The 22,949-nt window shown below is 59.3% G+C and carries 13 protein-coding genes and 4 pseudogenes; 7 read left to right on the forward strand and 10 right to left on the reverse strand.

Annotated elements, in window-relative coordinates:
* Positions 1–267 (forward strand): IS4 family transposase (locus XI09_RS02555; protein ID WP_271565537.1); only part of this gene is annotated, 267 nt, incomplete at its 5' end.
* 100 nt (positions 268–367) lie between these two features.
* Here the strand turns inward: XI09_RS02555 and XI09_RS02560 are convergent.
* From XI09_RS02560 to XI09_RS02570, 3 genes and pseudogenes are all read right to left on the reverse strand, one after another.
* Positions 368–523 (reverse strand): annotated as a pseudogene (locus tag XI09_RS02560) (transposase domain-containing protein); the annotation flags it as partial.
* Between the two features lie 177 nt (positions 524–700).
* Positions 701–1,000: a transposase gene (locus XI09_RS02565; protein WP_271553078.1), complete on the reverse strand. Its 300-nt coding sequence runs from the start codon at positions 998–1,000 to the stop codon at positions 701–703.
* Positions 1,001–1,409: 409 nt separating this feature from the next.
* Positions 1,410–1,812: pseudogene (locus tag XI09_RS02570) on the reverse strand (transposase); the annotation flags it as partial.
* A 497-nt stretch (positions 1,813–2,309) separates the two neighbouring features.
* Between XI09_RS02570 and XI09_RS02575 the strand changes: the two are divergent.
* Complete coding sequence (locus XI09_RS02575; protein ID WP_271565538.1) at positions 2,310–6,176, forward strand: Ulp1 family isopeptidase; 3,867 nt, start codon at positions 2,310–2,312, stop codon at positions 6,174–6,176.
* 402 nt (positions 6,177–6,578) lie between these two features.
* The gene (locus tag XI09_RS02580; protein ID WP_271565539.1) at positions 6,579–6,788 is read left to right on the forward strand and encodes a hypothetical protein; all 210 of its coding nucleotides are present in this window, start codon (positions 6,579–6,581) and stop codon (positions 6,786–6,788) included.
* Positions 6,789–7,356: 568 nt separating this feature from the next.
* Here the strand turns inward: XI09_RS02580 and XI09_RS02585 are convergent.
* The 4 genes and pseudogenes from XI09_RS02585 to arfA all read right to left on the reverse strand — a co-directional run.
* Positions 7,357–7,511: pseudogene (locus XI09_RS02585) on the reverse strand (transposase domain-containing protein); the annotation flags it as partial.
* A gap of 607 nt (positions 7,512–8,118) precedes the next feature.
* Positions 8,119–9,663: an acyl-CoA dehydrogenase family protein gene (locus tag XI09_RS02590; RefSeq protein WP_271565540.1), complete on the reverse strand. Its 1,545-nt coding sequence runs from the start codon at positions 9,661–9,663 to the stop codon at positions 8,119–8,121.
* Between the two features lie 1,781 nt (positions 9,664–11,444).
* A complete protein-coding gene (locus XI09_RS02595; RefSeq protein ID WP_333939019.1) occupies positions 11,445–11,888 on the reverse strand; it encodes an oxygenase MpaB family protein in 444 nt (147 codons plus the stop codon).
* Between the two features lie 412 nt (positions 11,889–12,300).
* Entirely contained in the window at positions 12,301–13,839 is a 1,539-nt protein-coding gene (gene arfA, locus XI09_RS02600) for an arabinosylfuranosidase ArfA (RefSeq protein WP_271565541.1), read from the reverse strand.
* Between the two features lie 275 nt (positions 13,840–14,114).
* On the opposite strand from arfA, the gene XI09_RS02605 reads away from it, so the two are divergent.
* Entirely contained in the window at positions 14,115–14,267 is a 153-nt protein-coding gene (locus tag XI09_RS02605) for an integrase core domain-containing protein (RefSeq protein WP_442869517.1), read from the forward strand.
* 787 nt (positions 14,268–15,054) lie between these two features.
* Here XI09_RS02605 and groL read toward each other — a convergent pair.
* The 3 genes and pseudogenes from groL to lptD all read right to left on the reverse strand — a co-directional run.
* The gene (groL, locus tag XI09_RS02610; RefSeq protein ID WP_271565542.1) at positions 15,055–16,695 is read right to left on the reverse strand and encodes a chaperonin GroEL; all 1,641 of its coding nucleotides are present in this window, start codon (positions 16,693–16,695) and stop codon (positions 15,055–15,057) included.
* Positions 16,696–16,778: 83 nt separating this feature from the next.
* Positions 16,779–17,093, reverse strand: coding sequence for a co-chaperone GroES (locus XI09_RS02615; protein ID WP_271565543.1), 315 nt, complete (start codon positions 17,091–17,093; stop codon positions 16,779–16,781).
* Between the two features lie 670 nt (positions 17,094–17,763).
* Positions 17,764–18,263, reverse strand: a pseudogene (gene lptD, locus XI09_RS02620) (LPS assembly protein LptD); the annotation flags it as partial.
* Between the two features lie 1,091 nt (positions 18,264–19,354).
* Here lptD and XI09_RS02625 point away from each other — a divergent pair.
* From XI09_RS02625 to XI09_RS02635, 3 genes are all read left to right on the forward strand, one after another.
* A complete protein-coding gene (locus XI09_RS02625; protein WP_271565544.1) occupies positions 19,355–19,498 on the forward strand; it encodes a hypothetical protein in 144 nt (47 codons plus the stop codon).
* A gap of 175 nt (positions 19,499–19,673) precedes the next feature.
* The gene (locus XI09_RS02630; protein WP_161536443.1) at positions 19,674–20,759 is read left to right on the forward strand and encodes an HlyD family secretion protein; all 1,086 of its coding nucleotides are present in this window, start codon (positions 19,674–19,676) and stop codon (positions 20,757–20,759) included.
* A 29-nt stretch (positions 20,760–20,788) separates the two neighbouring features.
* Positions 20,789–22,942 carry a peptidase domain-containing ABC transporter gene (locus XI09_RS02635; RefSeq protein WP_271565545.1) on the forward strand — a complete coding sequence of 718 codons (2,154 nt, stop codon included), beginning with the start codon at positions 20,789–20,791 and terminating at the stop codon, positions 22,940–22,942.
* Positions 22,943–22,949 lie beyond the last annotated feature (7 nt).

Here is a 22,949-nt window from a genome sequence, read left to right on the forward strand (position 1 = left end):
GTTTTTTGGATGACGATGCTCAATCGCTCAGCGCCAAATGCCTCACCGAAATTTGTGCTGACCAAAGCTGAAATCCAATTGCTTGATCGGCTCGTCAAAGACAAGAAGCCGGTCAGCACACAACGAAAGACATTGTCGCATTATCTCATCAAGATCGCCAGGCTCGGCGGCTATCTCGCCCGCGCCAACGATCCGCCACCGGGGAATCTGATCATGTGGCGCGGATTATCGCGATTCATCGATATCGCAACGGGCGCGAAACTCTGACTCAAAATGTGGGTAATCGTAAGACGACGAAGACGACGAAGACCGCCTGATTGACGCATGCGCGCGGGCGTGGCGAGCTCTATGATGGGCTGCGCGAAGGTCAGGCGGCCTGCTGATCGGTGGCCCTGTCGGCTTGGCGCAGGAGCTTCCATTCCCAGGGCAGCAGCACGCGCAGACGCGATGGGGGAAGATCGGCGATACGGGCCAGGACGTCGGCGAGCCAGCCCTTGGGATCGACGTCGTTGAGACGAGCAGATCCTGCCATCGTCGAGGAAGCGAGCGAAGTCGCAACCGTCACGACATTGAAGGGACGCCTGCCGAGCAGCTCTGCTATCCAGGTATTGGTGACTTGTGGAGACCGCGGCCCGTACAGTTCGCGTTTGTGTTTCTCGATCCGCAGCTCGAGATGCGCCGTACCGGGATCATCGACGCATCAGAGCATCGAGAACTCGACGCAGCGCTTCGTCATCAACGGCGCTTCGGCCACATCCCGCGGCGGCACAGACGGGCTAATCTCGACCGGCATCAACGGCGCTACACTCGTTTCACCGTGCTTGCAAAGCTCTTTGCGCACCCTGAACAGCTGGCTCACATGAAGGCTGGCCATGCGAGGCGCCTCGGGAACTGTAGCCCCGAGCCCGAGCGATGCTGCAACGAGCCGTTCCTTTTCATCTTGCGACCACCGCCGCCGCCGCTCGACCGATGTGATCACCTCCGCCCGCGAAATCGTCATAGCGCTTCTCCTGGGATTACCCCTAGGACCTGCAGCACTCGCGTCCATCAAACAAGGCGGTCCTCAACGGAGGAATACGCGGGTTGTTGTCGAGCTATTATTCTTTCTCTCTAGTGACATGCCGGCAGCGATTGCTCCGTCGGAGCTGTCGGGGTTGCGGAGACGGAGCGATCGCGGAGACGATCGCTGATGGGATTGGATAATCGATGTCGTTGGCGGCTTCAGCGTGATTGGGTTTGATGTCGCAGCTGGGGTCATGGTCATTCCCGAGTCGCAAGCGCCTCATGATGACGTCCGGATCGCGCGCCTCAACATTTGCGGCGGAGTGCGGACGAACCGTCACCAGCCGATTGACCGAGGTCGCCACGACCACCGTCCCCGCGGGACATCGCCAGTCCGGCGGACCGGACTATGAACTTGCAAAATAGGATTGGGCCTCTTTCGCCTGCCCCCAGTTGAACGATGTGCCGTCGACCCAGATGAAGTGCAGGTTACGGCGATCTTCCGGGCAATGGCTACCTTTGCCTTCCTCATGCCAATCCGCTTGCGAGGTTCATCCCCCCGGCCTTGAGGCAAGTCCATTTCTTTGTTCGGTACAGCAGAACGGTCGCGGCCTCGAGCTGTAAGTTCGGAGAAGTCGGTCGCCCCATCGGGATATCTTGCTGTTGGTGTCAGTTTCGCCAGATTGGTTACGTACGCGGCGTAAGGCCCAGGTGGGCGCCGATCGTCGAGGCCGATCGGAAGCGCGGAGGGTCATCGATCGTGTGGCGGAACGTCAGGGCAGTCACGACGCTGACACCCGGGACCGTCATCTGAGGCGCGTCGTCTCGTGCTGTTTTGCCAAACGACGGACTTCGTCATCAAATTTGCACCGTTGTTTACTGACGTTCTCGCGGATCGACAAGAGCGGCGCTATCACGCTCAGAAGCTGATGATCATCGCCCAAGAGCTCGTGGACCTAGTGGCGGAACTGCAGGCCGATTGCGCGAGGGAACAATAATCCATACTCCTTGATCAGGCTGCGAGCCCTTAATTCCATGCCGAAACACACTCCCGTACTCCTCAAGGTCGGGGACTAGAGCGCTTGCGGCCGCTGAGCAGCAGGCTAGGCCGTAGCGATCCGAATATAGACAAAACCACGACAGTCGGTCGTCGGTACTTTGACAGTCACGATTTTTCGTTTGGCACGATTCGCGATTGAGCGTCTTGGAAGAAGACCCTTGCCGTCCAATTCATTCTATCAACGTCAGCTTCTGGAAAGCTAACGCTCGTAGCTAGGGAACCAGATCAGCGAGGCCAGCGGACGAACATGGAGCGATTCAACAATATCAACCGAGCCGGCAATGATTCCGCTGTGTCTGATACTCCCGCGGAGCAATCGCAGCAGCAGCGAGCGCAGTTTGAGCAGCACCTGGGAGACGCGCGATCGGTCGGTCCCGTATATTCCCATAGAGAGCTTCACGACGTCAGTGAGGAAGACGATCGCCTCATCCAGGCTGCGTCGGCCGACGCCCTCGAGCGAAGGCCACCGCCCAATCCAACCACCGTGAGCGTTTATGATCGTCAACTTCGCCAATTGGCTGCTGCGCTGAAGCAGTCTGGCAAATCAATCGCTGGCCTCGATGGCGATACGTTGCTCGGTTACGCCAAGCAGCTGTTTCCAAACGACAAGATCATTGCCCCAGCATTGTTAATGGTCAGGCGGTATCGCAAGTCTTATGCCACCACCTCTCGGCCCGCCACAACACATCATCGTCCTTATCGTCCTTCCATAGAAGATGAACGTCTCATCAGGGAGGCAAGTGAGGCAGGTTTTGGTCGAGGGATCAGCGCGAAAACCGCCGAGACCTATGCGAGCTGTCTGCGGAAGCTGGCGGCAGCGCTCCGACCGTTGTCTATGGCCAAGCTCGGTGATGATACCCTGCTCGGTCACGCCGACACTTTGTTTCAGAATGACAGGGGGCTCATCTCCGCCTTGAACGGTCTTCGCGAATATCGTGCGATCATCGGTCACAGCAATTTGGGCGCAGAAGGAGGCAGCTCGCGGCAGGCCATTCAGCCGGCTGCCCCTTCGCCCATGCGGCTTGTCGATGAGCAGCGCTTGGGAGACGCTGCGGATCGCGGCTGCTCGTTGCGGGCTGACGGTTTCAATACTCTGCAGCTTTGGCAGGGACCGAGTTCAGCCGCTCATTCTCCGATACAAAGTGTCGCCCAGAACGTGCTTTTCGACGCAGCGGAGCCGAGCGCCGAGTCTCCAGCTCCGGATCTCGATGCACCAGTGCTCTGGCAACATAAGCGTTCAGTCTCTCCCTCGCTCGTGCAGAGTTTCGCCCAGGACGAGCTCTTCGATGGCGTGAATTGGGACGGCTCCAAGTCTGCTGATGGTCTCGATGCGTCGGAGCTTTGGCCAGAAATAGCGGGTGCCGCGCAGCCGCCGGAAACTGTCCGCCAGGACGAGCTTTTGGATCCCGCAAGCTGGCCGCCCTCCTCGCGGCCGCGGTATTCCGGCCCTGAAGACTACTTTCACAGGATGATCGACCAGCGCGGTGCGGCTTCGGTAGCGCTTCAACAGACGCTCCCTGCAACCAGTGAGAGCTTCGATGCTTCTTTGGCTGTTCCCGAGGACTTCTCTCACGGCACCCAGCCCGCGCCGGATATGATGCGCTCCAAGCTGGGCCGCTGGGGCCTATTGCCTGATGCAGCACAGCGGGTTAAGACCTACGACATTCGGGGTGAATGCTATGCGGCCGTGTTAGGACCGGGAGGGCTCAACGATGTTCAGCTCATCCATCTGCGCTCTCCCGCTATCGGCGATATCTTTGATGTATCGTTCGCCGTTCCCAAGGACTTTTCCCATTGCACCCAGCCCGCACCCGACTTGATGCTGTCCAAGTTAGGTGAGTGGGACTTCTTGCCTAATGCGGAATATCCGATGATGAACTACGAAATTGGCGGCGAACGTTACACGGCCGTGTTGGGACCGGGGGGATCCAACGTTCAACTCATTCATCACCCCCAGCCCGCCTTGTTTGGTGAAGCTGCGCCTACGGTGCCGAGGGCATCCTCAGATATCTACGGCGGTCTTGCATTAGGGGTTGATTCGCCGCCGTCTTTCCAATTGCAAGAGCATCAAACCGGACATGCCGGGCAAGAGCAATTTCAGGGGCACTTGGGCGAGGTGGGCCGAGCCAACGCCGCAATTCCGGCTTCCGGCATCGTGGTCCGGCCAGACCCGTTTCATCCTCATCTGTCTCAGGATGATCTGGACCTCATCGACGCCGCGGTTCAGGCGCGGCGGAAACTGCGATCGAGTACCGTGAAGAAATATATTGGGTATCTTCGCAAATTGGGAAATCACCTCAAGTCTGAGGGCAAAACGTTGGAAGGCCTTGCTCACGACTCGTTGATCGAGCTCGCTGCCACGGTATTCCCGAAGAGGGAACTGATTCCCGCCTTGGAGGCGCTTCGTGAGTATCGCGAGCGCAGTGCTCCGGCTGTTCGAGACGACCACGGGCCTGTCGACGGGCCAGCTCGCGGGGAGCGCGCCTCTATCAGGAGCGGCTCTCGACAGGACCGACAGGCTGCCGCCCCGCCAGTCCCAGCTGTCAACGAGGAGCAGAACCACCACCAGGGCACGGACGAGCTGACGGACGCACGTGTCAGGACCAGCCGCCTGCCAGGCGAGGAGCTCCTCATCAACGGCGGGCATGCTACAGCGGACTTGAGGCCAGCGAAGAGGCAGAGGACTTTTAACAATCCGCAAGGCGTCGACATTGAGCGGCAGCTGAGCGATGGCAAGGCAGGCGGTGGCGTGCTGATCCAGGCCCCTCTCGCGGCTCGTGTGCTCATGCAAGACGCCGGCCCGCCGCCGTCTCTCAAGCCGACAGCGCTCCATCACCAGGCGCCGGATTTCGGAGAGGCCGTTCCTCCCTTGAACTGGCGGCACGGCGACCAGCGCGCGCCGGACAAGCTGATCGTTGCGCTTGACGGGAGCGGCGTCCTGCTGAGCCAGGACAACCGACCGACCAGCTTCGTGATCAACGATGACCGTTACACGGCGTTGTTGGTGCCCGCGGGAGTGATGAGGCAGAGTATCCCACTCAATCAGCCAGGCGCTGCCATTGGTCTTAATTATCCGCCCGAAAACGCTCCGCATTCCAGCGCGCAGCCGGGGGATGGGGCGTTGCCAGAGCTGCGTGCACGGAGGATGGAGCAAGTCGCGGCGGCGTCCGACAGGGCTGAGGAAACCTCGCCAGCGCTCGGCGGGACTTTTGATGCTTCATCGGCCCTTCCCGAGGGCTTTTCCCACGGCAACCAACCCGCCTCGGAGATGATGCTCCCTCGCGGTGAGCACGGCAGATCGCTGTTGGGACCGGACGGGCGCGATGACGTTCAGCTCATCCGTCACACCCGAATTGGTAGTCAAGCTGTGCCAGCGGCAGCCGCGTGGGATCCGTCAGACATCTTCGGCGGTCTTGCCTCTCTGGTTGATTTGCCGTCCAATCCGCAGGAGTTGAGCGATGAGGCTGACTATCCGTTGATGCTCCCGCGCGCACCGTCCGACGCTCAGATCGGGGCAGCCTCGCTCGCCGGCCGCAGAGGACTTGAGCTCGATGCCACGGCATGGCTGGGCGACGAGCATATCGAGAGGGATTACGAGCTCCTGGCGCAGGAGTTGCAGCGGGCCAATCCGGCTCTCGCCGCCCGGACGCGGTTCGTGGACCCCCTCGAAGCCCTTTATAGGCAGCGCTGGGGCTCCGTGAGCGTCGCGCGAGGCTCATTCGACCGCATCGTTTCTAATCGGAATGGAGAGGATACAGCCGACTTCGTGTTCCTGCCGCTGAATGATGCCAGTCCGGATCGCCGAGGCACGCATTGGTCGCTGCTGTTCATTGATCGCCGCGATCGGGAAAAGCCGGTCGCCTATCACTACGACTCCATCGAGACCATGAACTGGGGCATTGCAAAAGCGCTCGCGGAAAAGCTTGACCTTCACCTGGAGCCAGCCCGCATCGCCCAGCAGGAGAACGGTTATGATTGCGGCGTCTTTGTCGTTGACGGCACGCGGGCGCTGGTTGGTCGATTAGCGCAAGGAGAGCGGCCAGAGCACGAGCCGCTGGACCTCGACAATCTCGTCGCCGATCGGCGGGCACTCCAGGACCGACTGAGGGGCTGATCCTCCTTGGGCTGATGGAGCTGGTGGAACGGCTCTCACCGACACCAGACTGTGCGGTGGACCGAACCAGAGGTTCAGGGGCAACGGTTACCTCCCTCTGTTTTGGGGATCGGCCGGTCCGTCGAGACGCGGCCTCTTTTCAAATCGTTGGCAAGCCGGCGAGGAACAAGTCGATCGGCGGACCGCAGTAGTCGATCGCCCGCCCGACTTCAGGGGCGGCTAGATCTTGCTGCGCCAGCAACTCGATCGATTTCTAAGCTATGCAGATTACCCGCGATCGGGCCCGAACCGCGTCGGAGGTACGTGGGGTCGGCTGCCAGGCGTTAGTGCGGTGGCGTCGCGCACTATGAGATTTCCGGATGCTTGCACCTATGTCGAATACGCGCGATTTGCTGACGACTGTTGATCGAACCCTACAAACGTCGTGACTGGCTGATGGGAGCCGTGACCAAACGACTCCGGGAGGAGTTCGCCAAGCCGCAGGTGGGGCGCAGCATTGAAGGTGGGCTCGCCCTAACCGGCAGCGATGTCCCCAGCTTGATGCATTACTCTTTGGAATTGGTCCAGCTTGCACCGACTACATGGTCATTTGCCAATTTGCTTCCCGAATAATGCGAGGTGACATTCTGATTTACGGCCCGTGCCCACTCTCGGCGGAGCGGCGCAAGCCGGCTATTAAGCTTGATCTGGAAGACCGTCGCCCGGTGGCTTGGATATGATTCCAGTCTCACACGGAAGCAGCGCGGGCGCGACTCGGCGCTGGTCCGGCTGGGATGGATCAGACGCTGTCCCTGCCACGCCCGCACTACTGAGTGAAGTTAGCAGAAACGTGACTCGGCGCCCCAAAAGCCCCACGCATACACAGGGCAAGCGCTGTCCCTACCACGCGCCGCTAACTTCAACGGCGTTGTACGCGGACTAGCTTTCCGAAAGCTGACGAACCCGACGCGATTCACAAAACGAAAAGTGGCCGGTGTGGGTCGGTGCCCTCTGTCTGGAAACCACCCATCTGGCCAGCGGATCGCCCGATGCGGTTGTCAGGCCTGAAGCCCCCGATCACTACCAGTGTCGATTACCGCCGCCGCTAGCTAGTGCATCCGCCGTGCTTGGACCGACCAAGTTGCCGTTGGCGTGCCGGTAAAGACGGATCACACATTAAGGTAGAACGTAAGCGCCGCTCTCAGACCACGGCTCTGAAGGTTTGACCTCGGTAGGCCCAGGGCAGTAGCTGGTCCATGTCGCGGTTTGGATGCCCGTTGACGATCCTTGTCGGACGTTCGTGAGATAGGCGAGGGGATCGACGTCGTTGATCTTGCACGACTCGAACATGCGAGCAGCGAACCATCAGGCCGCTTACACATGGCTGATGGGTTCCTGGCTTGGCCGCTCATGCCCAAAATAACAGATGCCCCATGGCACTAGCTAGGTCATGGCGGATCTCGTTGCAGCATGCGCTTGGGCGCCGTCATCCCAACGGAGCGGAACAGTACCAAAAACGAAGGGCTTGGGCTTTTGTGTGCGTGGGGCGGCACCGCGTCCTTGGACGGTACATGACGTTTCTCGGGCGCATTACGAGAAAGGTCGGAAGCCGCATCCCTATCGCGCAGTCGCCCGGGCGCAAAAGCACGGTGGTTTAGTATCGAACATGGAAGCCCCCGAAACGGTGGCTGGCCATCACGGACAAGGGACAGAACGTGCTCAAGTTCATGGATGCGGCCGACCGTTGTCGAGCCACAGCCGGTCGAGGAGGCGGTGCTCCTCCTGAACGCGCAAGCCTTTGCTGCGGCCGGCGCTGCCCGGAAGCGAGCTTGGGTTAGGGCCTCATAGCAGAGCCTGCCGGATTCAGAGGTGGCAGTGTTCAGGGACGCCTCGGCTTTGCGCAGCTGCGTCGTCGCGCGCGGCCCCACCACGTGGAAAGACGTCCGGCACCCATAGCTAGATGTCAGACATACTGCACCAGTTTGAGGTAATCGTCTGTGAGGACAGGTGAACGAATGGAACAGGCCGCGTCTTGAAGGAAGGTGGTCAGAGTCCGGCTGGCCCGATTGCGGCCTTCGAAAGATTGCCGTGCCGGCGCGCGAGTACGGAGAATTGCTAATTCGGAACTGACCAGGTCAGCCGCTGCTGCGGCGCAATCTGAGGCAGAGAAGCAACCAGCAGACATGACAGCCTGTGCCAGTCCCAGTGTGGTGAGCCAACCCGCATAGATCAGCACGGCACCGTCGGTCTCACTGAGCGCAGAGAGTTCCTCAAGTACAGCAGCATGGACTGATGCCGCACCAACAGACCGAAAGAGATCGGCTATCTCGTCCCGCGTGGCTCTAGAGAGGAGGCAGCGGCCGAGATGTGATAGGAGCGCCTCAGTCGGACCTTCGAAGATGCGAAGGATGCGAGCGTCTCGATAGATTTTGGCTAAAGGCGTTCCCTCATCGTAACCACGGCCACCTAACAGCTGGACGCATTGATCAGCGACAAGGCCGCACCACTCCGAGGACAAAACCTTCGTTGCCGACGCAAGGTGGACGTTGGGCGCGCCCTGCGCTGAAACAAGTCGGCAGGATGCTGCCAGCATCGCCTTCACTACTTCCCGCCGCAGCACCATCTGCCCAAATAACTGCTCGATATAGCTGTTCTCGATCATGCGCAGTTTACCGAGTCGACGATGGCTCGCATAAGAAGCTGCGACCTGGATAGCGCGCTCAAGCGCTCCAAGACCCATAGCGGCCACACCGATACGGCCGCGGTTCATACTAGATGTCGCCGCGCCCCAGCCGTCTTGATCGCGAGAGAGCACGTAAGCACGCGGCACCTCGACATCCTGGAACTCCAGAGTATTCTGAATAATGCCACGTAGACCGAGTGTGCGATGCTCGTGCGTGACCTTTAGGCCTGGAGCCTGCCTGTCAACGAGTACACCAACGAGCCGACCTTTCGCATCGGGACCAGACGCGCGCGCAAAGCAAACGATCCAGCGGGCCCAGTCAGCGAGGCCGATCCAGATCTTGCGGCCAGAGATACGAACTTTATCTTCGTGCATGAGAGCCGAAGCCTCTATATGCCTCGGGGCAGAGCCAGCTCCAGGCTCCGTCAAAGCGAAAGCGCAGAGATCGCCGCGTGTTGCACCCCAAATGATATGCTTTTGTTCGGGGATGTGCGGTGCCGCTTCGATGCAGGGCAAGGCCAGGAAGTTATGGATGACGAGGGTAGAGGCAGCGGAGACATCGAAGGATGCAGTGGCGGAGATGAGGTCGATGGCCTCTTGCAACGGAAGAGCTAATCCGCCGTGCTCTCCTGGTGTGGTGAGCCCGAACAGTCCATGCCTTGCCAATATGCTGTGTAGGGTGGGAGGGAATGCTCGGCGGTCATCCGCGTCTGCGAAATTCAGCTGACTGAGGTCAGCGATTAAACCGGAGTATAGTGCAGCTGCACGGCCTTCAGCTGTGCGTTCCTGCGCCTCCCCGAATTGGGCGTAAACCTGAGTGTGCATAGCCATAAGGTCCACAATGATCCCGGCCGCGCTTCGTGCCAATTCATCCCCGGGGTTAGCTCGGTTACACATTGGTATAGTGTGGATGCAAGTATAAGCACGTTGTCCGGGACTGGGATCTATTGCGGCCGCCGCATGGGTCTCCCGTCAAGATGCGTCTTGTCGATATGACCTATCGGAGGCGCACGCTCGTTTCAGTGACCTCCCATTCTCCTCAAGACTCACTCAGGGTTGTCGCTTGGTGTTTCGTCCCTAAGAGAGCCTCCTGGGGAGACATCCGTCATGCACCGATCGCCAGGATAGCGAGGCGATACGTGACATATGGCACTTAAATCATGTTCACCGCCACTCCGTGGCTGTTCGGCATAGCGCGGACATACGCGCTTGTCGCTCAAGACCGCAAGCAATCGCTCGCATCGTGTTCACGGTCGCCGACCTTGATCTCTCGCGACGGGCACTCGGGACTTCAAACGGTGATGTCGGACAATGGTCAAGGCAGGAACGCATTTCGAAAGTGAACCGACACCGGCGTTTCGATCGCTGGGCCGGCTCCTTGTGCAAGGCCCCATGATCGTCATTTGTGCAGTTCAGCTAGTCCTTGCTCGCGGACACCACTGCGGATCCGTTGTCAAGAACCGCCTTGAAGACCTCCTTAAGGTTCGGGTCCAGCAGGATCTCCTCTGCAGCGCTGAAATCCGCGATGGGGTGCCACGTCATGCCTGCGCCGGGAGATGGCAAGGCGGATGGCTCGAAAGTGGACGCGCTTCGGCCTGGCCCTTCGTCAGACGGGCCTTGCTCAATGAATTTTCGCAACCAATTCAAACTGTCTCTTGCATCGCATTATACGTGATGGATTTGAACTCAGCCGCGCGCAAAGTTGATGGTGGGCAATATTTGCGCCAGCAAAGTCGCGTGCGACTATGGGCCCAGCGCTTTGGAATACCAAGCCTTCGGCTCGCGCTTCTTGCGGTCGTTCGGCTTCGTTTGCCTCCGGCCACATTGGACGGTGGCAATGGGGATTGCCGATGACTTTGCTGATCAGAACCGGAAGTTTGCTTGTTTGCGGCAAGACCGGATGGGGCTGCCCCGGTGCGAAGTCTAAGTGGCACAGCTGCCGCCCGGGACGGCGGTTGCTCGCAGCAGGCCGATTGACCTTCTGGGGTCGCCAAGTCTAGATTTGGCATCCGCCTGATCTCGTCAGGCTTCCTGGCAAACGAACGGCAGGGAGGAGGAGGGGGACGTATCCAACGCATCTTTGCGACTATGACGGGTCTGCCAACTCCTACAACATCCGGGGAGTCCGCTCGCTCCGGACGACGTCACTGATTAGCTTACGACGATGATGACCAATTGCACCTAGCAACCTTGCGACCTTGGCGCCCTGAGCATATTTGCAACAGCAGAGTTGATCTCCCCACTCCTTGCGCTGTGCGGGAGCCTCTCGGATTTTTCATCGTGGCGTACGCCCAATTGCGATACGGGTGTCCTGCGACAAGATCGCCGTAAAGAGCTCGCAGGCTGCGTCCGTCGGCTTGACGCAAACTTCTCCTCCGGGCGGGAGGCACAATCACGATGGTGCCTCTCTACGACGTCATGAGCGGCGACATCTACCCCGACGTCACGCGTAACCTGGCAATGAAATTTGCGGGCAAAGACCGCCGGCGGGGCGCGGCAGGCGGTCGGCAACGTCCGCGGCTGTCCGGGACAGCTTTACCTGTTCCGGCGGTCATCCAACTGGGGTTGTGCTCTCCAGGCACTCTTCAGGCACCCGGTTGTCCAGCTCAGCTGCGGCGTTCACTGCAGTCGCGCTTGAGCTTCCTGGTAGGGGCCGACGTAGCGAAGCCGGTCGGCATTTTGGGATAGATGCGTAGTATTCGGGCAACTGCACGCTCTGCGGCCTCTCTGTCGCGTTCGTCGAGCGCAAACCCGAAGCCGGTGCGTAATCGGTCCGGCGGTAGTCCGGCACTCAGGGTTTGATACCAGCGCGGCGGCCGCAACATGGTCGTGAACCGACGAAGATCTTGGGCCACCTCGCGCGCGGCGGTGCTGACGGACAATGTATCCGATTGCATCATCGCCGCGTTGTAGGCCGCGAACGAGTCCCAATGCGTCGGCAACTCGCTCGACGTCAGCCCGAATATTGCCCCGAACAGCCGGCTTTTAGCCCAATAGCGCTCGCGCTTTTCGACGGAGAATGGAGGCAGGATCAGGTCATGGACGGCCAGAGCGGTGTCGACGAGAGTGGCGTGGACTTAGCATAACGCTGCGACCTCGCTGACGCGGTGGGACGAGCCGCTCTCGAACGGACCGATTGCTTCGGGCAGGCGAGCGACGATCATGGTATGACGCGGTGCAGGCGCGGAATACGGCGGCCTGAAATTTGGTCGTACCCCATGCAGGCAAGGCTGGGCCGGGTGCGGCGGCGGCGGACGCGCTGATCGCGGCAGGGGCTATGTGACCCATCACCATGCCGTTGGCTGCGATCATCGGCCCTGGTACGACCGGCAGCGGTCACAGCTTTTGCGATGTGCTCACGCTCTCGGCCTAATAGCTTTCGCGGAAATCATGCTCAAGCAAGAACCTAAACCGCGATGGTAATTGATCCTTTGGCGCTGCCTTCGCGGATCCTTCATCTTCTCAGTCTGCCGCCAGGTAGATCACATTCCATGACGCCGGCTTGAGTCTCGCCCGCAACCTCCCGCGGTCAAAGGCCACGCTTTGCAAGGGCGCCGGCTTGACTTTGTCCGGCGTATTTTCGGTATTTGCCGCCATCAGATCATCGTGCCGGAGCTCGAGCCGCTCGTGAACTGTCAGGGGACCGAAGCTTCTAGCCTCGACGCTCACCTCCATCTCCTGCTTCAGATCACGATTGAGCAGAAAGAGCGACAAGCCGCCGCCTTGCTCGGCGACTGCCGCTATCTTGAGATACGGTACGTCGGGCGCTGGAAGGGTGTCGGCCGGTCTACCGTCAGGATTGTTGTACGACGCATAGTAGGCCTCCGACTCGACTTGCGCGCGCAAAATCCTGCCGCGGCCAAAGCGGCTCATATGCGCAAAAGGAAAGAAGATGGTTTGGCGCCACGCACCTCCGCCTGTCTTGGTCATGATCGGCGCGATGACGTTCACGAGTTGCGCCAGACAGGCAACTCTCACCCGATCGGCGTGATTCAGCAGGGAAATGCAGGCGCCGCCGAAGGCGAGCGCGTCCTCCATCGTATAGAGTTCCTCAAGAATGGGGGGTGCCACTGGCCAGCGGTCTACCGGGGCAACCTCGTTGCTCGTTCGATACCAGACGTTCCATTCGTCGAAGCTCAGCATAAGACGCTTTTTGGAGCGCCGCTTGGCCGCAACCGCATCAGCTAGGACGACGACCTCATCGATGAAGCTGTCCATCAGGTCGGTGCTCGCGAGAAACGATGCGGTGTCCTGACTGTAGTTCTCCAGATAAGTATGGATTGAAATGTAGTCGACGTAATCGAAGGTGTGTTCCAGGACCGTTTCTTCCCATTGGCCAAAACTAGGCATCTTGCGCGACGATGAACCGCATACCGCAAGCTCGATGGTAGGGTCCACCCGCCGCATCATCTTGGCCGCCTCTCTTGCAACTACCCCGTAAGCGGCGGCGCTCTTTTGCTCTATCTGCCAGGGCCCGTCCATCTCATTGCCGAGGCACCACAGCTTGATCCCATGAGGCGTCTGCCAGCCGTGCTTGCGGCGGAGCTCCGACCACGCAGTTCCTCCGGGATGGTTGCAGTATTCGACCAGATTGCGAGCGGCATCGCCGCCGCGTGTCCCCAGATTGACAGCCATCATCGGCGCGACATCGGCGGCCCTGCACCAGTCCATGAATTCATTGGTGCCGAAGCTGTTCGGCTCGGTGCTGAACCAGGCCAAGTCGAGGCGCGCCGGCCTCGTCTCCAGTGGCCCAACGCCGTCCTCCCAGTTGTATCCGGAGACAAAATTGCCGCCAGGATATCGAACGAGGGTCGGGCCGAGCTCCTTCACCAGCGCCAGCACGTCCTTCCGAAAACCCCTCTTGTCTGCGGTCCGATGGTTGGGCTCGTAGATGCCGCCGTAGACGCATCGGCCCAGATGTTCGATGAAAGCACCAAAAAGACGAGGGTCGGTGTAACCAATGGTGAAGTCGCGGTCGATCAGAACTTTGGCTTTCCTCATGTCCTTCTCGGGCGGCTTGGGGTGATGACAGTTACGAGGTGGCTGCTGCTGTGCGAAAGAAACGAATCAAGATTCGTGCCGTTTGCACGGAGAGAGCTCCATGAAGCCGATCCGCAAATATTGAGCGATTTGCGGAGCGCGAGCCTTCCGCGGCAGCGACGTCGTGGGCTGGAAAGAGCCTGCAAGGAAGTGGATCGCCCGGCGGCGACCCGCGTCGACCAGGGCAGCGAGTTCGTGGTGCAATCTTCACGTGGGCTTACCAGCGTGGCGTCACGCTGGACTTCTCGCAGCTCGGCAAGCCAAACGACAATGCGTTCATCGAGGTCCTCGAGGGTCGCTTCCGGGCCGAATGCCTCAACACCCATTCGTTACTCAGCCTTGCAGCCGCCCAGGAGAAGGTGGAGACTTGGTGCAAGTACTCCAAGTAAGAACGCCCCCAGGGGGCATTCGGCAGCAGACCGCCGATTTTGCTGCAGAACCACGTCGGCGCAACCAGCCCGCCAACGTGTTCAGAGTCGTAAAACTCCATTTCTGGGCGGTCCAAACTTCGGTGTCGCTGCTTCCTCAAAAGTCATTCCCCGTGATCTGCCTGGAACAGCATCAATTGCACGACCTGCCGACACACACTCTCTCTAAAACAGATATCCATGGTAGGACGCTGCAGCGGAATTGAGGGGGCCCCCGTAGGCGAAGCGGAGCCCGTCCGCGAGGACAAAATAAAGCGTACACTAATCATGGCACTTCCGCAGGATACTGTGTGGTTTTTGACAATGAGCATTCTCGCTGCTTTCAAACGAGCCCTCTGGCCATGAGATGTGAGTGCGAAGCTCCAGGAAAGGGCATTTGGGCGCTTGGGACTACGCGTCAGGACAGGAAAGTACGCAAGAAGGTCGAAAGCGGGTAGGCAGCACCGGATATGCCGCAGACCAAGGGTTCAACACTCGGATGAGCAGAGGCAGCTTCGTGAGAGTCAAATAGCGATAGGCCCGGTTCCATCGCAGTGCTGGACCCGTTTTACCTTGGCCGAGGCCCTGTCGCCGCCGAGGGAAAAGTCACAAGTAAATTAGGTCTGGGCCCAACCGCCGCTCATATCGATAGGCCGATGGGTTGGGCCTTCGGGGCGGCTTGCAAGGGCTATTTGCAAGCTCCCGCGGAGCAAAAAACCCTGGCATTCCTGCCAGGGTTTTGCATGTCATCGACGCTTTGAGAGGTGGATCAGAAGTCCATACCGCCCATGCCGCCGCCCGGAGGCATTGCTGGACCAGCCGCGGCCTTCTTCGGCAGCTCGGCAACCATCGCTTCCGTCGTGATCAGCAGCGCCGCCACCGAGGAGGCGTTCTGGACCGCGATGCGCACGACCTTGGTCGGGTCAATGATGCCCTTGGAGACAAGATTGCTGTACTCGCCTGTCTGCGCATCGAAGCCATAAGAGTACTGCTCGTTGTCGAGAACTTTGCCCACCACGATCGAACCGTCTTCACCGGCGTTGATCGCGATCTGGCGGGCCGGCCAGGACAGCGCCTTGCGCACAATCTCGACGCCGGTCTTCTGGTCGTCGTTCTTGGTGCGCAGGCCCTTGAGCTGCTCGGAAGCACGGAGCAGGGCGACGCCGCCGCCCGGCAGGATGCCTTCCTCGACTGCCGCGCGGGTCGCGTGCATCGCGTCATCCACGCGATCCTTGCGCTCCTTTACCTCGACCTCGGTCGCGCCGCCGACGCGGATCACCGCTACGCCGCCGGCGAGCTTGGCGAGACGCTCCTGGAGCTTCTCACGGTCGTAGTCCGAGGTGGTCTCCTCGATCTGCGCCTTGATCTGGGACACGCGCGCGTCGATGTCGGCCTTTTTGCCGGCGCCGTTGACGATCGTGGTGTTCTCCTTGTCGATCATCACCTTCTTGGCGCGACCGAGCATGTTGAGCGTGACGTTCTCGAGCTTGATGCCGAGATCTTCCGAGATCGCCTGTCCGCCGGTCAGGATCGCGATGTCCTGCAGCATGGCCTTGCGGCGATCGCCGAAGCCCGGAGCCTTGACGGCCGCGACCTTCAGGCCGCCACGCAGGCGGTTCACGACAAGGGTCGCGAGCGCTTCGCCTTCGACGTCCTCGGCGACGATGACCAGCGGCTTGCCGGTCTGCACCACGGCCTCGAGCAGCGGCAGCAGCTCGTTCAGCGAGGAGAGCTTCTTCTCGTTGATGAGGATGTAGGCGTCGTCCATCTCAACGCGCATCTTGTCGGCGTTGGTGACGAAGTAGGGCGAGATGTAGCCGCGGTCGAACTGCATGCCCTCGACGACGTCGAGCTCGGTCTCGAGCGACTTGGCCTCCTCGACCGTGATCACTCCTTCGTTGCCCACCTTCTTCATGGCGTCGGCGAGGAACTTGCCGATCTCGGCATCGCCGTTGGCCGAGATGGTGCCGACCTGGGCGATCTCCTCGTTCGAGGTGACCTTCTTGGAGTTCTTCTGCAGGTCCGCAACCACGGCTTCGACCGCGAGGTCAATACCGCGCTTCAGGTCCATCGGGTTCATGCCGGCGGCAACCGACTTGGCGCCTTCGCGCACGATCGCCTGGGCCAGCACGGTCGCGGTGGTGGTGCCGTCGCCAGCAGCATCCGCCGCCTTCGAAGCCACCTCGCGCACCATCTGGGCGCCCATGTTCTCGAACTTGTCGTCGAGTTCGATGTCCTTGGCGACGGCAACGCCGTCCTTAGTGATGCGAGGCGCGCCGAACGACTTATCGAGCACCACGTTGCGGCCCTTCGGACCGAGCGTGACCTGTACGGCATTGGCGAGGATGTCGACACCGCGCAGCATGCGGTCCCGCGCGTCCACTCCGAATTTGACTTCTTTCGGTGACATAAAGAATTCCCTCAGTTCTTAGTTTCTGATCCTTCAGCGCGCCCGGTGGGCGCTCGTCAGGGGTGAGCTGTGCGAGCGCTGGGTTAGGCGGCTTTCTTTTTGGACAACACATCGGTGAGAACGCCCATGATGTCGCTCTCCTTCATGATCAACAGGTCCTGCCCGTCGATCTTGACCTCGGTGCCGGACCACTTGCCGAACAGCACGCGGTCGCCGACCTCAATGTCGATCGGAACCAGCTTGCCGGTCTCGTCGCGGCCACCGGGGCCGACAGCGATGACTTCGCCCTGCGAGGGCTTTTCCTTGGCAGTGTCGGGAATGATAATGCCGCCAGCGGTCTTCTCATCGGCGTCGATGCGCTTGACCACAACGCGGTCGTGAAGCGGACGGAAAGTCATACAGGTCTCCTGAGCGTTTGAGCAAGTTGGTGATAGGCACATTGTGACCAGCCCAATTGTAGCAAGAGTCAGGCCAAAAATGAGCTGAACGATCCATCCCTGCAGTTCTGCTGAATCGTTGCCTGGCCTGCGCGTGTCTTTGTCCGGAAGCCAACGCCCTCAGGTACACGGCCCGCCAAGCTGTGACGAAAATAACATTGCGTTTCGTCGAAACACCCAGATTGAACCTTCCTCAACATTGGCCTGGCGGCCGTTACACCGGTAGAAGCGCCGCGTGTTTCGACGGCGGTGGCCGGAATGCACATGATTGCTTCGTCTGACGGCAGCATCTAGGAGCTGACGCCGACGAAGCGTGCGGTGCACAAGACTCATCGAAGATCGGCGCTCGATGAATTTGACGAAGTCGCGCACAACAACAAGTATGCCAACTATCTCAAAAACTCAGGCGGCGTGCTCCAAGAGAGGCCATCATCGAATTGTATCGAATTGTCGATGTCCAGCCGTGGCACGGTCGCTCAAAAACTGACTGAATTTACCCCGATCGTTCGTAGACCGAGAGTGAGCAGGCAGGTGTTGTTCAGCACGGGCGATGCCGAACCAGCGGAGTAGTTGTAGGAACTTACGTAGTTTGCCGCCAGTACGAAGCAATCGTCGACATACGACCGCGAACAAGGCTCGAGGTGTCGAATACAAAATTCTGCGCGTCCTCGTTCGGCAGCTTGCCGGCGTGGGGCTCGTCGGGCCGGATGATGACCTGCGCGATTGGCTCGACGGCGGTCGTGCCCCGTGGCTGCACATTGATGAGGGGATAGCGGTATTCAAAGCCGACGGTCGGCATCAGGCGGACCGTCTGGGTGCTGCCAACCGGCAGGTAGTTGGAAACGCCCGGCTGGCTCGAGATGTCGGCATTGATGGCCGGCGCGGACACTGACGAACGGCGTGCAAGGGCTTGCGCCACTGCGCCTCGGCCGTCAGGCGGGTATAGGCCCCCGGCATGCCGCGCAGCAAGCGCTGCGACGGCAATCGCGCCATCGGATCGGTGGACGCGGTCGTGCACAGACCATTGGCGTTGGCAAGTGTCGTCATCGGATCGAACACCGCTGTTTTGCGGGTCAGGTTAGTGAAGTCCACCATGCAGCTGAACTCGCCACCCAGGATCGGACTTTCAAGCCAAGCACTATCTGCTTTATAATTGCAGCTGCAGCCCCTGCTAGCCCCAAAATTCAGGCAAATGCTCCCAACGATATCGACCCTCCCGAAGTTGCAGATGCTGGTTCGCGGGTTAGTTAGGCTACACGCTAAGCTGACATATTGGTCCTCATCAGAGTCTCCTTTCCAAACAAGAAGGTCCGGCGTGACGCTGGCCGACAACGCCTGCCGCCTCGCGCAAATAGAAAACCAAGATTCGTGCCATGGAGCGGAGACAGCGGTGCGGGAAAGAGCGCGGGAATTCTTGAAGAATGATCCGCACCGACCTCGATCTGGCCATTGCGCGCCCCAGTACGAACGCAGCAAAGGCCGGCCAGCGGTGCTGATGGGAATTCGCTCCAGCAGTTCTCGGGTAGCCGGCTCGCCCAATACGGATGCTCACCGGCTTCTTCACACTTGTTGTGTTCGCGACTGATTAGTCGCATTGGCGACGTAATGTTCGCGCGGCCTGCAGCACAGTTCGGTTAAGCCTCTGAAGACGCAGAGCCGCTTATTTTTGGCTTTCCCGAGCTTGTTGGCTTTCCTGAGGGCTTGGCACGAGATTTGATTATCCTGCGTCGGCGGCAGCAGTTCCTGACCGCCGACTACGCGAAAGGAAAAAGCATGAATATGTCAGCTTATGACGTGACCGAATTGACTCTCGAAGAAGCGTGTGCTGCTGCGGGAGGGCAAGATCCGTGCGGTTGGGTAGTTAGGCCAAATCCGGAGGGTAATTATATCATCGTCGAGCCAATCTACTGCCCGCCTCCGACTCAGAGTGCATAAGTAGCGTGCGCAAAAAAGTAACTTGGTGAGCCAGTCTGTGGCGCAGATACCTGTCCTCCAGGCTGGCTCGCCTCATGATGCAAAAACTTCTGTACGGGACGGAGACGCTTTCGCGCCGCAGCTACGGTTGGAATATCCTCTTCAACGTGCGTCCCCTAACAGTCCGTCGCTCTGGAGCAGGACAAATGTGGGCGCTGAGGGTCTGAGAATTTCTTAACTTCTCTCGGTGACCGAGCAAGCCGCCGACCTGCAGAGCCGACCGTTCCCCATTCAGGAGGAGACAAACAATGAAGCTCGATGTGCCATCTTACAATCTGGCCGAACTCACCGCTGGCGAAGCAGCTGCGATCTCGGGAGGGTGGGTTCTCGGATTGTTTGCAGCAGTTATTGCGGTGTTCGCAGCTGTAGCTGCATGGGATATAATGCGTTGATCGTTTGGTCCGGTGAATAAGAGGCGGTGCATCCCTCGGAGGTGCTCAAGCTAGATCTGCATGTTCGGCCTGCTAATCGCCATATAGCGTGACTACTATGACTGATGAGTTACTGCCTCCGGAAGTGGTCGGTTGCACTGCGGAGAGTATTCTGTCGCGAGGATCAGGGCGATCTTTGGCAATCTACAAGCTGATAGTACTGTCTGTCGTTGCGACCATGTCGTCGCTGCCGATCATTACTGTCACGCTTTCTGTTCAAAGTGCCGGTACTATTCGTCCCACAATGGAGAAGACTCCCCTGATTGCGCCGCTTTCCGGGCGCATCTCCCGGGTTCTTGCGGTCGAGAACGATCGCGTTGAACAAGGCCGGGAGATCCTAGTTCTCGACGACAAGGTCATTGAGGAAAAAATCGGTACGCTAACGGACGAAATCCGTCTGAAGCGAGATCGTGCCATCGACCTCCAGACCCTGATCTCTTCTGGCGCGCAGTTCGCCCCTCCCATCCGCCTCCGGACCGAGGCCGCCGAGGCCGAGCGGCTGCATTTTCTCAATCTGTTGCGGGAGAACCAATATGCCCGCGGCAATGCCGCGGTGGAGCTCGATCGGGCCAAGCGCCTCCTCTCCGTTGCTGCAGCGCCCGCCAAGGCGGTTGAGGAAAAGACCTTGGCGCTGCAGAGCCTCGAAGTAAAAGGCGAGATCCTTGCACGGAGCAAATCCGCCGAATGGAATCAGCAACTCTTCGATACGAACCTCCGCCTTCAGGAGCTCACTGCGAGCCTGCACCAACTTGAGAGCGAACGCGACCTGACCCGCATTCGCGCTCCCGTGTCCGGCGCGCTCGAGCAATTCTCTGGCCTGTCGCCAGGCGGCTACGTCCAGGCAGGGCAAACCGTGGGTTGGATATCGCCTGAAGGCGAACTGGTGGCAGAAATTTACGTCTCTCCCAAAGACATCAGCTTCGTGCAGCAGGGGCAGGCGGTGCGGCTCCAGGTCGACGCTTTCAATTACAATCAGTGGGGGGGAATCGACGCGAAAGTGCTAAACGTGGCGCAGGACTTCATCCTCCTGGACAAGAACCCGGTCTTCAAGGTCCGTTGCGCGCTCTCTCGCAGTTACCTTGCACTCAAAAACGGAATTATTGGCCATCTGAAGAAGGGCATGACCGTGCGAGCCCGCTTTTTCGTGGCTGAGCGCACTCTACTGCAACTCCTCTACACTGAGGTCGACGATTGGCTCAACCCGCTCCTGGCTGCCCGCTAACTATTGATTATTCGAGAGCCAGTGAGCCAATGTCGAGACAGATCATCAAGTTGAAGCAGCGGGACATGACGGATTGTGGGGCAGCCAGCCTTGCTTCTGTTGGCGCCTTCTATGGCTGCAAGTTGCCCTTGTCTCGTATCCGACAGTTTGCCTCAACCGACCGCTCCGGCACCACGGTGGCGGGTCTTTTGCACGCGGCTCAAAAGCTGGGCTTCATTGCTAAAGGTGTCAAGGGCAACTTCGACAGCTTGTACAAGGTCCCGAAGCCCGCTATTGCGCATGTGATCGTCAAGGACGTCCTGCATCACTTCGTGGTCGTCCAGGCGATCGACGCGAGGTGCGTCACCGTGATGGACCCAGCTTTTGGTGAAATTCGAAAGCTGTCGCATGAAGAATTCAAAGGGCAGTGGACCGGTGTCCTGGTGCTCCTGGTTCCGGCAGATACCTTCAAGCGCCGCGATGAGACCACCTCAACTTTTCTTCGCTTCGTCCGACTGCTTGCGCCGCACAGAGCTGCGCTGGCGCAGGCGCTCGTCGGCGCACTGGTAACCACCATTCTGGGACTCTCGACGGCCATTTACGTACAGAAGATCGTCGATCACGTGATTGCATCGGGCAACCGCAACTTGCTCAACCTCATGAGCGTCGCGATGTTGCTGATCCTGGTGCCACAAATCCTTATCAGTCTCCTTAGAAGCCGGCTCGTCCTGGAAACTGGGCAGAAGATCGATGTGTGCTTGATCCTCAGCTACTACAATCACATCCTAAGCTTACCCCAAAAGTTCTTCGATAGTATGCAAGTGGGAGAAATCGTTTCCCGGATGAACGACGCGGTGAAAATCAGGAGCTTCTTGAACGAGGTCTCCATCACGATGTTCGTCAACATCCTAGTCATACTGTTCTCGTTCGGGTTGATGTTCCTCTACTCGTGGAAGATCGCTGTGGTCGTGGCGATCTCGGTTCCACTATATTCGCTGGTATACTGGACCACTAATCGGCTGAACAGCAAGCGCCAGCGCGCAATCATGGAGAATGCCGCCGATCTGGAGGCGCAATTGGTGGAATCGCTCGGAGCTGTTTCTACGATCAAAACATTCGGGATGGAGAACAGCTCCTGCCTTAAGATGGAGACCCGCTTCGTTAAGACGCTGCAGTCAGTCTACAGTGCCGGCCTTATCTCGATCCTAGGAGATAACGCTTCTTCGTTCCTCTCAACTCTGTTGACGATCCTGCTAATGTGGTTCGGGACGACGCTTGTTCTGGATCAGACCGTCACTCCGGGTGAATTACTTTCGTGCTATGCGCTGCTCGGCTATATCACCCGCCCAGTCGCCAACCTGATCCAAGCTAACAGAGTTGTGCAGGACGCCTTTATCGCGGCGGATCGCCTGTTTGAGATTTTTGACCTTGAGCCGGCGCGTGACGGAGGCGCTGATGTCACGAAATCCAGTCTCGGTGATATCATCTTCGAGAATGTCACGTTCCGTCACGGCGCCCAGCCCAAGCTATTTCAAGACCTCAGCGTCACGTTCCGCAGAGGCGAGATGACGGCCGTGGTCGGGGAAAGCGGCTCCGGCAAGAGCTCCCTTGCCGCGCTGCTGCAGAACATCTACCCGCTCGAGGGTGGGCGCATCCGGATCGGCCCCCATGATCTCAAAGACTTATCGACCGTATCCCTGCGTAACGTTGTTGCTTCGGTACCGCAGTCAACGGACGTATTCTCGGGCTCGGTGATCGAGAACATCGCACTTGGCGAGTTCGAGCCGGAGATCGACAGGATCATGAAAATCTGCGATCAAACTGGGCTGCGGGAGGTGATTGAGCGTTGGCCCGGAGGCTTCCAGGCCTATCTGGGCAAAAACGGCGTAAGGCTCTCTGGCGGCGAGAAGCAGCGCCTTTCGTTGGCGCGAGCTCTCTATCGGGATCCGGCAATCCTAATCCTAGACGAGCCGACTTCCTCTCTCGACCCGGTTGCCGAAGCCACAGTGCACCGGCTCCTCCAGGATTTGCGTCGGGCCGGCAAGACCATCGTGGTCATCTCTCACCGACTCAGCACCATCTGTGATGCCGACAAGATCGTCGTCTTAGACAGGGGCCGCATCGTTGCGGAGGGCAGGCATACTGATCTGCTTGGTGAAAGCGCTTATGCTCGCTTGTGGCAGACGCAAATCGGCGGAGGCTAAAGTTGAG

Source organism: Bradyrhizobium sp. CCBAU 11386, from assembly GCF_028128955.1.
GTDB lineage: Bacteria > Pseudomonadota > Alphaproteobacteria > Rhizobiales > Xanthobacteraceae > Bradyrhizobium.

Bases quoted from the DNA above. Each gene is read 5' to 3' on its own strand.
- XI09_RS02565 (WP_271553078.1), bottom strand. From the start codon at position 1,000: ATGACGATTTCGCGGGCGGAGGTGATCACATCGGTCGAGCGGCGGCGG.
- XI09_RS02575 (WP_271565538.1), top strand. From the start codon at position 2,310: ATGGAGCGATTCAACAATATCAACCGAGCCGGCAATGATTCCGCTGTG.
- XI09_RS02590 (WP_271565540.1), bottom strand. From the start codon at position 9,663: ATGCACACTCAGGTTTACGCCCAATTCGGGGAGGCGCAGGAACGCACA.
- arfA (WP_271565541.1), bottom strand. From the start codon at position 13,839: ATGAGGAAAGCCAAAGTTCTGATCGACCGCGACTTCACCATTGGTTAC.
- groL (WP_271565542.1), bottom strand. From the start codon at position 16,695: ATGTCACCGAAAGAAGTCAAATTCGGAGTGGACGCGCGGGACCGCATG.
- XI09_RS02615 (WP_271565543.1), bottom strand. From the start codon at position 17,093: ATGACTTTCCGTCCGCTTCACGACCGCGTTGTGGTCAAGCGCATCGAC.
- XI09_RS02625 (WP_271565544.1), top strand. From the start codon at position 19,355: ATGAAGCTCGATGTGCCATCTTACAATCTGGCCGAACTCACCGCTGGC.
- XI09_RS02635 (WP_271565545.1), top strand. From the start codon at position 20,789: ATGTCGAGACAGATCATCAAGTTGAAGCAGCGGGACATGACGGATTGT.